Source organism: Bacillus sp. DTU_2020_1000418_1_SI_GHA_SEK_038 (assembly GCF_032341175.1).
Classification (GTDB): Bacteria; Bacillota; Bacilli; order Bacillales; family Cytobacillaceae; genus Cytobacillus.
Genome location: NZ_CP135435.1, coordinates 1,974,698 through 1,988,122, shown reverse-complemented (window position 1 = coordinate 1,988,122; position 13,425 = coordinate 1,974,698). Strand labels below are relative to the sequence as shown.

The 13,425-nt window shown below is 37.6% G+C and carries 14 protein-coding genes; 3 read left to right on the top strand and 11 right to left on the bottom strand.

All coding sequences use genetic code 11. The features are described from left to right. Positions 1 to 179 precede the first annotated feature (179 nt). The 3 genes from RRV45_RS09855 to RRV45_RS09845 all read right to left on the bottom strand — a co-directional run bounded on the left by RRV45_RS09855 (position 180) and on the right by RRV45_RS09845 (position 1,561). Positions 180 to 416, bottom strand: coding sequence for a DUF896 domain-containing protein (locus RRV45_RS09855; RefSeq protein ID WP_315668641.1), 237 nt, complete (start codon positions 414 to 416; stop codon positions 180 to 182). Positions 417 to 554: 138 nt separating this feature from the next. Further along, positions 555 to 1,211, bottom strand: coding sequence for a YneB family resolvase-like protein (locus tag RRV45_RS09850; RefSeq protein WP_315668639.1), 657 nt, complete (start codon positions 1,209 to 1,211; stop codon positions 555 to 557). A gap of 26 nt (positions 1,212 to 1,237) precedes the next feature. Then, entirely contained in the window at positions 1,238 to 1,561 is a 324-nt protein-coding gene (locus RRV45_RS09845) for a cell division suppressor protein YneA (RefSeq protein WP_315668638.1), read from the bottom strand. A gap of 155 nt (positions 1,562 to 1,716) precedes the next feature. Here RRV45_RS09845 and lexA point away from each other — a divergent pair, with 155 nt between their 5' ends. Continuing rightward, positions 1,717 to 2,340 (top strand): transcriptional repressor LexA, encoded by a 624-nt coding sequence (gene lexA, locus RRV45_RS09840; RefSeq protein ID WP_315668992.1) that lies wholly within the window; start codon positions 1,717 to 1,719, stop codon positions 2,338 to 2,340. A gap of 228 nt (positions 2,341 to 2,568) precedes the next feature. Next, positions 2,569 to 2,862 carry a DUF4257 domain-containing protein gene (locus RRV45_RS09835; protein ID WP_315668636.1) on the top strand — a complete coding sequence of 98 codons (294 nt, stop codon included), beginning with the start codon at positions 2,569 to 2,571 and terminating at the stop codon, positions 2,860 to 2,862. A 112-nt stretch (positions 2,863 to 2,974) separates the two neighbouring features. Here RRV45_RS09835 and glnA read toward each other — a convergent pair whose 3' ends face one another. The 7 genes from glnA to miaA form a co-directional block, all read right to left on the bottom strand. Then, entirely contained in the window at positions 2,975 to 4,309 is a 1,335-nt protein-coding gene (gene glnA / locus RRV45_RS09830; protein WP_315668635.1) for a type I glutamate--ammonia ligase, read from the bottom strand. A gap of 34 nt (positions 4,310 to 4,343) precedes the next feature. Continuing rightward, complete coding sequence (locus tag RRV45_RS09825) at positions 4,344 to 4,742, bottom strand: MerR family transcriptional regulator (protein ID WP_315668634.1); 399 nt, start codon at positions 4,740 to 4,742, stop codon at positions 4,344 to 4,346. 142 nt (positions 4,743 to 4,884) lie between these two features. Next, positions 4,885 to 6,156, bottom strand: coding sequence for a methionine gamma-lyase family protein (locus tag RRV45_RS09820; RefSeq protein ID WP_315668633.1), 1,272 nt, complete (start codon positions 6,154 to 6,156; stop codon positions 4,885 to 4,887). Between the two features lie 13 nt (positions 6,157 to 6,169). Next, positions 6,170 to 7,426: a GTPase HflX gene (gene hflX / locus RRV45_RS09815; protein WP_315668632.1), complete on the bottom strand. Its 1,257-nt coding sequence runs from the start codon at positions 7,424 to 7,426 to the stop codon at positions 6,170 to 6,172. 189 nt (positions 7,427 to 7,615) lie between these two features. Then, positions 7,616 to 8,563 carry a stage V sporulation protein K gene (gene spoVK, locus RRV45_RS09810; protein WP_315668631.1) on the bottom strand — a complete coding sequence of 316 codons (948 nt, stop codon included), beginning with the start codon at positions 8,561 to 8,563 and terminating at the stop codon, positions 7,616 to 7,618. Between the two features lie 253 nt (positions 8,564 to 8,816). Then, entirely contained in the window at positions 8,817 to 9,047 is a 231-nt protein-coding gene (gene hfq, locus RRV45_RS09805) for an RNA chaperone Hfq (protein ID WP_315668630.1), read from the bottom strand. Positions 9,048 to 9,074: 27 nt separating this feature from the next. Beyond that, a complete protein-coding gene (gene miaA / locus RRV45_RS09800) occupies positions 9,075 to 10,034 on the bottom strand; it encodes a tRNA (adenosine(37)-N6)-dimethylallyltransferase MiaA (protein ID WP_315668629.1) in 960 nt (319 codons plus the stop codon). A gap of 359 nt (positions 10,035 to 10,393) precedes the next feature. Here miaA and mreBH point away from each other — a divergent pair, with 359 nt between their 5' ends. After that, positions 10,394 to 11,401: a rod-share determining protein MreBH gene (gene mreBH, locus RRV45_RS09795; protein ID WP_315668627.1), complete on the top strand. Its 1,008-nt coding sequence runs from the start codon at positions 10,394 to 10,396 to the stop codon at positions 11,399 to 11,401. Positions 11,402 to 11,502: 101 nt separating this feature from the next. On the opposite strand, the gene mutL is transcribed toward mreBH, so the two are convergent. Then, a complete protein-coding gene (gene mutL, locus RRV45_RS09790) occupies positions 11,503 to 13,365 on the bottom strand; it encodes a DNA mismatch repair endonuclease MutL (RefSeq protein WP_315668625.1) in 1,863 nt (620 codons plus the stop codon). Between the last annotated feature and the right edge of the window lie 60 nt (positions 13,366 to 13,425).

The following is a 13,425-nucleotide window of genomic DNA, read 5'->3' as shown; positions in this document are numbered from 1 at the left end:
ATACATCCCTTCTACTAATTATTATTACTCTTCTAATATTAAAGTTACTGCCCTTCTAATACAACAAAATGAATAAATAATAATTAAAAATCTAATTATTACTAATATTGCCTTAATAAATTATGTATATGTAAAGAAGGAAACATTTGCTGTTTTCCTTCATTCACGTTCCAAAATTCTCAATGTAAAAGATCTTTGTTTTTTTGAATCTTTTTAAGTTTCTCAGGTGTAACATCATTTCCTTTAGGGTCAACAATGGTAACACCTTTAAGTGTAGTCAGCATAGATGATCGAAAGGTCTGCAAATATTCTTTGCGAAGTGCTGACTGTTCCTTGGCCTCTGTTTCATTTAATCCTACTTCCTTTGCTTTCCTTGCAAGCGCATTAATTCGATCTAGTTTATCTTTTGGCAGCATAGTTTAGCTCCTTTATATTTCATTGAATCCCATTGCCATGTTACTAAAAAAGAGTCCTTTTGACAAGAAAGGCATATTAAGAAAAAAACTCTACCCAATTTGATAAAGTTTTAATAATTTATATAAAGGAGTATCAGTTTACTTTTTAATTTCTGTTTTTGTATCTATGTATTCCTGGTATCTTCGATGTACTGTAGCTTTTGATATTTGATAACCAAGGCCTGTTAGGGTTGCTGCAATTTCTGAGAATGTCAGTTCATTGTTCCTAAGTCTTACTATTTCTTCAATCGGAACCTCAATACGATCCCTGCCAGAATGTATGCCTAGATTTGTAAGATTTTTCTCAGGTCTGTATCCTTTTTGAACTGCACGCTTCATTCCCCGCTTTATTTTAATATTATGTATTTTTCTCTGGTATTCCTCTACTAAACTCACAATATTTAATACCATTGAATCCGACTCAGAAAGCTGAAGCTCCCCGTTATGGCTAACACTATATAATGAAACACCTTCTTTTAATATACAGTGTAGAATAGCCATCTTTGCATTGCCTCTGCCAAGTCTAGTCTCATCCTGGATGAGAACATATTTTACGTCTTTATCTTTAATCAGTGAGAGAAGCTCAATAATTCCATCGCGATCTAAACCATAGCCGCTGGCCTGTTCACGAATTACCTGAACAATTTCAAAGCCATTTTTATTTGCTAACTCTGTTAATTCTTCCTCTTGTCTAGCAAGTGAGGTTTCCTGTGATTCTTTAGTTGTGCTTACCCTGCAGTAAATAATTGCTTTCATATGTAATGCCCTTCCCTAAAGATATATTAATGGGAACTTGCTAACTCGGTATGCACTTGTGAAGAATAATCCTCTAATACAGGAATAACGAGTTCATCTCCTGGAAAGATCCTTTCCCCCGAAATTCCGTTATTCCGCTCGACCCAGTTAATAAACTCCATTGCTGTTAATTCATGATTCGTTGAAAAGTCTTCAGCTATTTGCCATAGTGTATCACCATCATTAACAGTGATTTTCATATAATTTATATTTTCAGATTCTCCAAGCTGATTAATTACGATGAATACAGTAAGAAAGCTTAAAACGAATAGAATAATAGCATACGAATATTGATTCCACAATTTTTTCATACTTACACACCTCATTAAGAATATATGTTCGCTTATTTAACTATATTATAAACCGAACATTTGTTTTGTGTCAACGATTATTCGAACTTATGTTTGTACTATATGGTAAGTGATGCTATAATTAGGGAAAGAAAATCATAAGAGGTGTGATTATGATGGCGAAATTATCAAAAAGGCAGCAGGATATATTAAATTTTATTAAAGATGAAGTTAAACAAAAAGGTTATCCACCATCTGTTAGAGAAATTGGCGAAGCAGTAGGTTTAGCCTCTAGCTCTACTGTCCATGGCCACCTTGCTAGATTAGAAAGCAAAGGCTTAATCCGGAGAGATCCAACGAAACCGCGCGCTATTGAAATATTAGATTTAGAAGGAACTGTACAGGCCCCTGATTATAAGATCGTAAATGTGCCTATTGTGGGAAAAGTAACAGCTGGTCAGCCAATAACAGCTATTGAAAATGTTGAGGAATATTTTCCTCTGCCTGAAAGACTGGCACCTGATGCAGAGCAGGTTTTTATGCTTGAAATTATGGGTGAGAGTATGATGGAGGCAGGAATACTAGACGGGGATTATGTCATTGTAAGGCAGCAGCAAACAGCTAATAATGGTGATATTATTGTTGCGATGACTGAGGATGACGAAGCAACTGTTAAGAGATTTTTTAAGGAAAAAGATTATATTAGACTTCAGCCAGAAAACTCTACAATGGAACCAATTATTCTTCGTAATGTTTCCATTTTAGGCAAGGTGATTGGCGTATATCGGCAGATTCATTAGTATGAATGAAAGCGGGCATCTATTTGCCGGCTTTTCTTTAATATCAATACATAAGTAGGATACCTTCTTATTTTTAAATAAAACATATGATTTCTATACTATTAATTTTTCCAAAAAATGAATATTTATACACATTCTATTTATTGGAAAATTCTATAAAATAATAATACACCCAGAATCAACCTAAGGTCGCTTTAAAAAATCTCGACTTTAGGAGGTGAAGTACAAATGTATTTGAACATTTTCTTCGCTGTTTTGATTGGTGGACTTGTCGGTGCTGCAGGACATATTAGTAAAGAAGGAAGAATAATTAAGCCTAGAAAAACAAAAAAATTCATTTACCTCGGGTATTTAGAAGAAGTTATTTTAGGTGGACTTGCTGCTGCTTGTTTAGTCACTTTTTACGAGCCTGATTCAGCATTTAAAGTTGTTTCCTTATCAATTATTGCCGGTTTAGGCGGAGACACTCTGCTTAAATGTCTTGAATTCTTAAAATTAAGAAAAGAAGATCGGAATCAATAGAATATTATCTTTTCCCTGCTAATAAAAGCGGGGATTTTTCTTCATACGTTCTTCCCCCAAGTTCTTATTGAATGACAGAGTAAAAGCCCTGAACAAATCAGGGCTTCAAATATTAATACATCGTCATATACTGCTCCCGCTCCCACGGATGCACTTGCGTACGGAACATATCCCACTCAATCTCTTTTGCCTCTACAAAGTGTTCAAAAATATGTCCGCCTAATGCTGAAACGATAACCTCATTTGCTTTCAGCTTATCAAGTGCTTCTGCTAATGTTGAAGGAAGATCATCAATTCCTTCAGCCATTCTTTCTTCTTTACTCATAACATAAATGTTTCGGTCAACAGATGCAGGTGGAATAAGGCCATGCTTAATGCCATCCAGTCCAGCTTTTAATAAGACAGCCATTGCAAGATAAGGGTTTGCAGCTGGATCAACACTTCTAACCTCTACACGTGTGCTTATTCCTCTTGATGATGGTATGCGCACTAATGGAGAACGGTTCTGTGCTGACCAAGCTACATAGCATGGTGCTTCATATCCTGGCACCAACCGCTTATAGGAATTTACTGTCGGATTAGTAACAGCAGTAAAGCCTGTTGAATGCTTCAAAATACCTGCAATAAATTGGCGGGCATAATCACTTAGCTGCAAATTGCCCTTATCATCGAAGAAGGCATTTTTCCCTTCTTTAAATAGAGACACATTGCAGTGCATCCCTGATCCTGCCACACCGAAAAGAGGCTTTGGCATAAATGTAGCATGAAGGCCATGTTTACGAGCAATCGTTTTTACGACTAATTTAAATGTTTGAATTTGGTCGCAAGCTGTTAGGGCATCCGCGTATTTGAAATCAATTTCATGCTGTCCTGGAGCTACCTCATGGTGAGATGCTTCAATTTCAAAACCCATTTCTTCTAGTTCAAGAACGATATCTCGGCGGCAGTTTTCACCAAGATCTGTAGGAGCAAGATCAAAGTAGCCACCATTATCATTCAGTTCAAGAGATGGATCTCCATTCTGATCAAGCTTGAATAAGAAGAATTCTGGCTCAGGTCCAAGATTAAAGTCCGTAAAACCCATTTCTTCCATTTCCTTCAAAATACGTTTTAAATTATTTCGCGGGTCCCCTTGGAATGGTGTTCCATCTGCATTATGAATATCACAGATTAGACGAGCAACCTTTCCCTTCTCAGCAGTCCATGGAAAAACAACCCATGTATCTAGATCTGGAAATAAATACATATCAGATTCTTCAATACGAACAAAACCTTCAATGGAGGAACCATCAAACATCATTTTATTATCAAGAGCTTTTTCTAGCTGACTGATCGGGATTTCAACGTTTTTAATCGTTCCTAATATATCAGTAAACTGGAGACGAATAAATTTAACGTTTTCTTCATCTGAAATTCTTCTAATGTCTTCTTTCGTGAACTTTGCCATTAATAGGTTCCTCCTTAGTTGTTAAACAAAATCGTTAATGAAAAAAACGATTCATATTTACTTGATGAGATGATGGTAAATGAAATCGACCTGCCCTCACAATTTCCTTGCGCAGATGTCTTCTAATTTCATCATTTGTCAGCTCTCGTTCTGCTTTTTCATCTTTTAATAGATCTGCAGGCCTTTGATCCTTGATAGAAAACAGCTGTTTAATTCCAGCCATATTTACCCCTTGGTCAATGAGATCTTTAATTTCCAGGAGCTTATCAATATCGTTTAGTGAGAACATTCTTCTATTACCTTCTGTTCTAGCTGGAGAAATCAATTGGTGCTCCTCATAGTACCGAATTTGACGCGCAGATAATTCGGTTAACTGCATGACTGGGCCAATTGGGAAAAGCGGCATGGAACGGCGAATCTTGCTTCCAGTCACTTATTTCTCCTCCCTTTTCTTATTTACAACTTAATATAACCGGATGTTAGGTTTCTTGTCAACATGATGTTAGGTTTCCTAACATGAAATTTTAAAAAATGAAAAGGACAGCTTATGTATTCGCTGTCCTTAGTATGTTCAATTAGTCAATATGAATTAAACCCTTTTCGATTAACCCATTTATCGCTGTACAAATGGCAATTTTTACGTGAGAATAAGTGAGTCCGCCTTGAACATATGCCACATATGGCGGTCTAATCGGACCGTCTGCTGACAATTCAATGCTAGCTCCTTGTACAAAAGCTCCGGCTGCCATAATCACCTCATCTTCATATCCAGGCATCGCACTTGGATATGGTGTAACATGTGAATTAATCGGTGCAGCATATTGGATAGCCTGACAAAATGCAATCATCTTGTCACGGTCATCAAATTGGACAGATTGAATTAAATCCGTTCTTTTCGCATCCCATTTTGGTGAAGAATTCATTCCAAGCCTCTCTAAAAATGCGGAGGTAAAAACAGCTCCCTTTAGTGCTTGGCCGACAATATGAGGAGCTAGGAAAAAGCCTTGATACATTTCCTGCAGGCTGTATAATGATGCACCGGCTTCAGCACCGATTCCTGGAGAAGTCATGCGATATGAGCATGCCTCTACCCATTTCTCTTTACCCACTATATAGCCGCCTGTTTTAGCCAGTCCGCCTCCAGGGTTTTTAATTAATGAACCTGCCATTAAATCAGCACCTACATGGCATGGTTCTTTTGTTTCAACAAATTCTCCGTAGCAGTTATCGACAAAAACTACTACATCTGATTTAATTTCCTTCACGAATTTAATCATTTCTTCAATTTGAGCAATAGTAAAGGAAGGTCTAGTTGCATACCCTTTTGAACGCTGTATGCCGATCATTTTTGTTTGTGGCTTAATTGCTTTTGCTACAGCTTCATAATCAACTGCCCCATCTGCCGTTAAGTTAACAGCATTATATGTAATGCCGAATTCCTTCAAGGAACCAACACCATTGCCCCTTAGGCCTACTATTTCTTCTAATGTGTCATATGGTTTTCCAGTTATATACAGAAGTTCATCTCCAGGACGAAGGACCCCGAATAAGGCAATAGAGATGGCATGTGTTCCGGAAATAATTTGCGGACGGACGACTGCCGATTCTCCTCCAAATACCTCTGCATAGATCCTTTCTAGAGTATCCCTGCCCATATCATCGTAGCCATAGCCAGTCGTTGGAATAAAATGAGAATCACTTACCCGATTGTTTTGAAAGCTATTAAGCACACGAAATTGATTTTCATCAATTTTTTTATCGATCCCTACTAATACATTAGCAATTTGCTGCTCAATTTCAGTAACAATTGGCTGCAGCTTTTCCCCATTTGATAACTGTTGAAACATGATGTTCTCCTATCTACATTTTGTATTTATTTATCTGCCCACCAATATGGTGGTTCTCAAGGTAATAGCCCTTACATACATAGATTTGCTTTTCTTCATGGAAAAATAGTTCCCGTAATATTGTTTCATTTTTGAGCTGGGACAGAAGCTTTCCTTCTGAAGAAGGTACCTCTACATGATAATAATTCATCATTTCCAGAATCATTTCTTCAATCATGCTTTTTAGCCCATTGCGGTCTTGCTCGTCAAATGCACTGATTAGAATAGCCTTTGTTTTTGCAATTGGAACAAAATCAGGGTGCTTAATATCTCTCTTATTATATACAGTTAGTTGTGGTATCTTTTCGTTTTCAAGTTCCTTCAATAGTTCATTTACCGTTTCTTCATGCTGATAATAATCTGGACTTCCACTGTCAACAACATGCAGGATTAAATCCGCCTCTTTAACCTCTTCAAGGGTCGAGCGGAATGCAGCTATTAGCGTAGTTGGCAAATCTTGAATAAAACCTACTGTATCCGTCAGAAGAGTCGTAAATCCGCTTGGCATAATTAACTTTCTAGTCATCGGATCAAGGGTTGCAAATAGCTGATTTTCTTCAAAGGAATCTGCCTCTGTCAATCTGTTAAACAATGTCGATTTCCCAGCATTTGTATAGCCTACAATTGCGATTTGGAACGCTTTGTTCTTTTTTCTTCTTTCTCTATACCTGTCCCGATGCTGAACAATAACAGATAGTTGGTTTTTAATTTCATTGATGCGACCTCGAATATGTCTTCTATCAGATTCTAATTTTGTTTCACCTGGTCCTCTAGTGCCAATTCCTCCTCCTAGCCTTGAAAGCTGTGTTCCCTGACCTGTCAATCTTGGCAGCAAGTATTGCAGCTGAGCTAGTTCAACCTGCAGCTTCCCCTCTTTCGAACGTGCTCTCTGTGCAAAAATATCTAATATTAATTGTGTCCGGTCAATTATTTTTGCATCTACATTTGCTGCAAGATTTCGTACTTGGCTTGGCGATAATTCATCATTAAAGATAATTAAATCTGCTTCTAATTCTTCTTGGAGGGCCGTTAATTCCTCAACCTTGCCCTTTCCAATATATGTAGCCGAATGGATGCGATCACGTTTTTGCGATAAGGTTGCAACGACTTTCCCTTTTGCTGTCTCAGTTAAAGAGCCTAATTCTTCTATCGAATACGCAAATTGCTGATCATCTTCATTAGTCTGACATCCAACGAGAATTACTTTTTCAAAATTATGCTTTTGCTCCAATCAGCATCCTTCTTTCCTTTTATACTTTATTACGGAAATCACTTAATCCTATCATAACAAAACCAAGAAATTAACTCTAATTTGTGTGTGATTATCGTTATTTTACGAAAAAATAAAGGTGCAATACTCTTTAGGACTCCCCTTCAGTGTATTGAAAAAGGATTCCTGTTAAGTGGAATCCTTCTGTTCTTAATCCCCTTCAAATACTAAATCATTGCTCCGGATTGTCACTAGCTCATGCCTGTCATAGCTATTCTGCATTAATAGCCTCATTGCCTGAGCTCTTATCGACTTTTCTATGACGTTTCGAATATACCTGCCATTTGAGAAGCTTACCGGATTTAAATGAGTTTTGATCCATAGTAAATGGTCATGCAGCTTTTTTTCCGCTTCATGGCTTAACGTATATTCCCGATCTTTTAACATTCTGTCCCCAATTTCCATGAGCTGAGCAACGGAGTAATCAGGAAAATCAATCACTAATGGAAATCGTGAATGCAATCCAGGATTTAAGGTGAGAAAGTAATCCATTTCCCTCGAATAGCCTGCAAGGATAAGAATAAATTCATGCTGTTTATCTTCCATATGTTTAACCAGCGTATCGATGGCTTCCTTTCCAAAATCCTTTTCTCCGCCTCTTCCAAGAGAATAAGCTTCATCAATAAACAGGATCCCGCCTAAAGCTTTTTTGATCAAATCCCGCGTCTTCTGTGCTGTATGGCCAATATATTCACCAACGAGATCCGCACGTTCTGCTTCAATTAAATGTCCTTTTGATAAAACATTCATTTTTTGAAAAAGCTTTCCGATTAATCTGGCAACCGTTGTCTTACCTGTGCCAGGGTTTCCTTTAAACATCATATGAAGTGCCTGTTTTCCTGCCTTTAGGCCTGCATCTTCACGTTTTTTATTCACATATATCCATGCATAAATTTCCTTTATCATTCTTTTCATTTCTTCCATTCCTACAAGAGCACCTAATTCTTCTTCAATATCTTTGAGTGCCGTATGCTCTGGTGGAATTACTTTAGGTAAGGCTTGAGATTCAGGCAGTTCTTTCGTTAAGGTTTTGCGATTTTGCGAATTAAGGACAATGCTAATCTGTCCATTATTCTTCATTCGAATTGGCTGGTCCAAAAGCTTTCACCTCACGTTCTCAGAAACAGTATACGCATAGAAGTTTAGATTGTGACAAAAGCCCATTTTCTTCATAGGATCAAGATTCCACTTATTGTTAGTGAAAAAATTCCTTATCTATATGTATTCATTTGATTCTTACTTCATTAAAGGTTTTTGTAAAAGCCTAATTTACACCCTGTTTGGTTTCCAATAAAAATATAAAGGGTTCCACTTCCTAAGAAGTGGAACCCTTATTCAACTCGAGTAGTAATTATTGGTTCTCCATATCGATTTGAACATTGCGCTGAGGCGCGAATGTAGAAATTGCATGTTTATATACAAGCTGTTGCTTTCCTTCAGATTCAAAAAGAACTGTGAAATTATCAAAGCCTTTTATTTGGCCTCTAATTTGGAATCCGTTTAATAAAAACACGGTTACATTTGTATTGTCCTTCCGAAGCTGGTTTAAAAATTGGTCTTGAATATTAATAGATGTTTTCATCTTATATCCTCCTCTTTTATCTCTACTCTATGTATTCGATTTTATTTGCAGCTTTCCTTCAATATGCGTTGAAATTTCCGCAAGTTTTTTTTCAAACATGCCTGACGTAACAACTTCCGACATATCAAACCAATCAACATTCATTTTATTTCGAAACCATGTGAGCTGCCTTTTTGCATAACGGCGTGAATTCTGCTTTAACAGAGAAATCGCTTCCTCTAATGAAATGCTATGGCTAAAATATTCATAGAGTTCCTTATAGCCTATTGCCTGAATTGATTGACAATCCTTAATATCCTGATTAAATAACCATTCAACCTCTTCAAGGAGTCCTTCTTTGATCATCAAATCGACTCTCGTATTGATTCGCTGATATAATATGTCCCTATCCATTGTTAGCCCAATAATAGCTGCATTATACATAAGCTCTGGCTTCTGGTTTTCCTGTAATTTGTTTATCGTTTTACCAGTACAATGATAAACTTCCAATGCTCTTATGACTCGGCGAATATTATTAGGATGAATTCTTTCTGCGCTTTCGGGATCAACCTTGCTTAATTCGAGATGTACACTTTCATTTCCCTCGGCCTCTGCCTTTTTTTCAAGCATATGACGAAAAGCCTCATCAGATGGGGCATCTGAAAAGTGATAATCGAAAATAACAGACTGGATATACAAGCCAGTTCCACCAACAATCATCGGCATTTTTCCTCTTAAGGTAATCTCGGAAATTTTCTCCCTCACAAGTTCCTGAAATTCTGCAACAGAAAAAGGCTCATCTGGATCTTTAATATCAATTAAATGATGGGGAATACCCTCCATTTCATCCTGTTTAATTTTTGCAGTGCCAATATCCATGCCTCTATAGATTTGCATCGAATCACCGCTAATAATTTCTCCATTCAGCCTTTTAGCTAACTCAATACTTAGCTTCGTTTTCCCGACCGCAGTTGGCCCAATGAGCACAACAAGCTTTTCTTTTCCCATTTATCTGTTCACACTGCCTTTATTGAACTACATTAGTCAATAGCACCTCTTTACGTTAGGAAGAAAGGCGCTGTTCCCCTATAGTATCATAAACATGAACTACTTTCAGTGGTTATGCATGTAAATGGTTGGATTCGTTTTTCACATTTAAACATTATTGTCATGATTCCATTCATTTATTCATTATTCTTATTTTATTCTACTAAGGTTTTCATGTTTATGGTTTTATTTTCTTGTTTCATTACAATTTATTAACGATTTCATAACAATTCAATCGATACCCCCTTAATCATGATAGTTTAGTAGAAGAATATCGAGAGTAATTAGATATTCAGTAATAGATTAGGTGGGAGTAAATAATGATATCAACTTCTGAATTAGGCATTGATTTAGGAACAGCTAATATCTTAGTATATAGTAAAAATAAAGGAATCACTTTTAATGAACCTTCTGTTGTAGCGCTTGATGCGAATACGAAAAAGGTGTTGGCTGTAGGAAAAGAAGCAAAGGAAATGATCGGGAAAACACCCGGAAGAATTATTGCCATTCGCCCATTAAAGGATGGTGTTATAGCTGACTATGATACGACTACTGAAATGCTGCGCTATGTAATTGCAAAAGCTACTAAAAAGGCTGGCTTTGCCATTAGAAAACCTAATGTAGTAATTTGTACTCCATCAGGATCTACAAGTGTTGAAAGAAGAGCCATTCATGATGCTGTTCGTCATGCTGGGGCAAAACATGTTCATTTAATAGAGGAGCCCGTAGCAGCGGCGATTGGGGCTGGTTTGCCTGTAGATGAACCAATAGCCAATGTTGTAGTGGACATTGGCGGCGGGTCGACAGAAGTAGCTATTATTTCCTATGGTGGCGTTGTGGCCTGTCATTCCATCCGAGTAGGCGGTGACAGGTTGGATGAAGATATTATCCAATATGTTCGAAAAGATTTTAACGTTTTAATTGGAGAACGGACTGCCGAAAAAGTAAAAATGGAAATAGGTTATGCACTCATAGACCACGAAGAGTTACAAATGGAAATTCGCGGACGGGATCTTGTTACAGGCCTTCCCAAAACCATTACTTTATCATCCTATGCCATTCGGGATGCTATTAAAGAATCGTTGCTTCACATACTTGAGGCCATTCGCGCCACTTTAGAAGAGAGTCCTGCTGAATTGTCGGGAGATATTGTAGATAGAGGCGTTATTCTATCAGGCGGAGGCGCACTTATTAACGGAATGCAGCAATGGCTTTCTAAAGAGATTTCTGTTCCAGTTCATCTTGCGCCAAGTCCACTTGAATCTGTGGCAATTGGGACAGGCAAGGCATTGAAATATATAGGAAAATTACAAACTGCTATTAAGTAAATATATATACGAAGGGAGCATTATCCATATGGAAAATGCTCCCTTTATTTGATTTTAGTTTACATAATATTATTATCGGTATCTTTATGAATATCTAGTTGTCACATAACACGCTTAAACATTTTTTCCATGTCATAAGTAGAATAATGAATAATGATCGGGCGGCCATGCGGACAAGTGAAGGGGTCAGAGGTCTGCCTTAATTCATCAAGCAATGCCTGAATTTCATCATTCCTTAAATGATGGTTAGCTTTGATAGAAGCCTTGCAGCTCATCATGATCGCCGCTTCTTCCCTAAGCTTCTTAATATCAACCCTCTTCATAGACAGGAGCTGCTCAATCATATCCTCGATGATCTCCTTCTCTTCTCCTTTAGGCAGCCATTGCGGATGAGAGCGGATGATAAAGCTGTTATGACCAAACGGCTCAAGGAAAACGCCGACCTTTTCTAACTCTCCTTTATATTCATTAATTTTTATATAATCATCTGTTGAGTAATCAAAGGTAAGCGGTATGAGCATTTCCTGTAGTTCACTTGCCACTTGTCCAACCTTTTCTTTAAAAAATTCATATTTAATCCGCTCTTGAGCTGCGTGCTGATCGATGATAAATAATCCCTTTTCATTTTGAGCGAAAATATACGTTCCGTGCATTTGTCCAATAGGATACAACGGTGGAATTCGCGTTCGCTCTTGCCGATCCACTTGTTCCATATTCGAAATCCCCGTGGTTTCCGCTCTTTTTTCATTTGTGCTGAAATCGTGTTCAACATATGTTGAGACTATTTCTGACTTCGGCTCCGAATCATCTGCAGTCATCTCAGTACTCATACTTTCTTCCCTAACAATAGATGAAATAGCTGGGTGGACAAAGCTTTCCTCTTTAAATTCCTTTTTTTCAGGAATATGATCTAGTTGCAAAAAGATCTGTTCCTGTTTCGGCTGCATTAATTTTGGCTCGGTAAACCCTGCCGGAATCAACTCTTCCTTCTTAAAGGCAGCTTTAATTGTTTTGATGACAAGCTCATATAATTCCTGCTCCTTACTTAATCGGACTTCCATTTTAGAAGGATGGACATTGACATCAACAAGTAAAGGATCCATATTAATATTAATTAAAACAATTGGATATCGGCCTATAGGCAGAAGGGTATGGTAGCCTTCCTGGATTGCCTTCGCTAATGCATAATTCTTAATGAATCTGCCATTTATCATCGTTGAAATATAATTTCTCGAGGCTCTTGTTACTTCAGGATATGCAGCATAGCCGCTTATTTGAAAATCCAGAGAGCTCGCTTTAATAGGAATCATTTTTTTCACGATGTTCATTCCATATATGGCAGCTAAAACTTGGCGAACATCTCCGTTTCCATTCGTTTGAAGCAGCTTTCGATCATTATGAATAAGCCGGATTGATACCTTTGGATGTGCTAGAGCCAAACGATTGACAACATCTGTAATATTACCAAGCTCGGTATGAATGGTTTTCATATATTTTAAACGTGCAGGTGTATTAAAGAATAAATCAGAAACAACTAAGTCTGTCCCTTTTCTAGCGGGTGCTTTTTCTACTGCTCCTAGCTTACCGCCTTCAACAACGATTCTTGTACCGGTTTCCCCAGTCGAGGTTTTCATTTCGACTTTTGAAACAGAAGCAATACTTGGCAATGCTTCACCACGGAAACCTAGTGTACGAATACGAAATAAGTCATTTTCATCCTTTATTTTACTTGTCGCATGACGCTGGAAAGCAGTAAGCACATCTTCTTCAGCAATACCGTCCCCATTATCAATGATTCGAATCTTGGCTAATCCTGCTTCCTCTGTTTCAATCTCAATAATTGTACTTCCTGCATCTATTGAATTTTCCACTAGTTCTTTCACAACGGATGCTGGACGCTCCACAACCTCGCCTGCTGCTATTTTATTTGAAAGTGCATCATCGAGCTGAATAATTTTCCCCACTCAGCTTCACCTCCCCATTTTAGAAAGTTCTCTATTATTTGTAACGAGGGGCTAATTCCC

Coding starts and splice junctions, on each gene's coding strand:
- RRV45_RS09855 (WP_315668641.1), bottom strand. CDS start 416: ATGCTGCCAAAAGATAAACTAGATCGAATTAATGCGCTTGCAAGGAAA.
- RRV45_RS09850 (WP_315668639.1), bottom strand. CDS start 1,211: ATGAAAGCAATTATTTACTGCAGGGTAAGCACAACTAAAGAATCACAG.
- RRV45_RS09845 (WP_315668638.1), bottom strand. CDS start 1,561: ATGAAAAAATTGTGGAATCAATATTCGTATGCTATTATTCTATTCGTT.
- lexA (WP_315668992.1), top strand. CDS start 1,717: ATGGCGAAATTATCAAAAAGGCAGCAGGATATATTAAATTTTATTAAA.
- RRV45_RS09835 (WP_315668636.1), top strand. CDS start 2,569: ATGTATTTGAACATTTTCTTCGCTGTTTTGATTGGTGGACTTGTCGGT.
- glnA (WP_315668635.1), bottom strand. CDS start 4,309: ATGGCAAAGTTCACGAAAGAAGACATTAGAAGAATTTCAGATGAAGAA.
- RRV45_RS09820 (WP_315668633.1), bottom strand. CDS start 6,156: ATGTTTCAACAGTTATCAAATGGGGAAAAGCTGCAGCCAATTGTTACT.
- hfq (WP_315668630.1), bottom strand. CDS start 9,047: ATGAAAACATCTATTAATATTCAAGACCAATTTTTAAACCAGCTTCGG.
- miaA (WP_315668629.1), bottom strand. CDS start 10,034: ATGGGAAAAGAAAAGCTTGTTGTGCTCATTGGGCCAACTGCGGTCGGG.
- mreBH (WP_315668627.1), top strand. CDS start 10,394: ATGATATCAACTTCTGAATTAGGCATTGATTTAGGAACAGCTAATATC.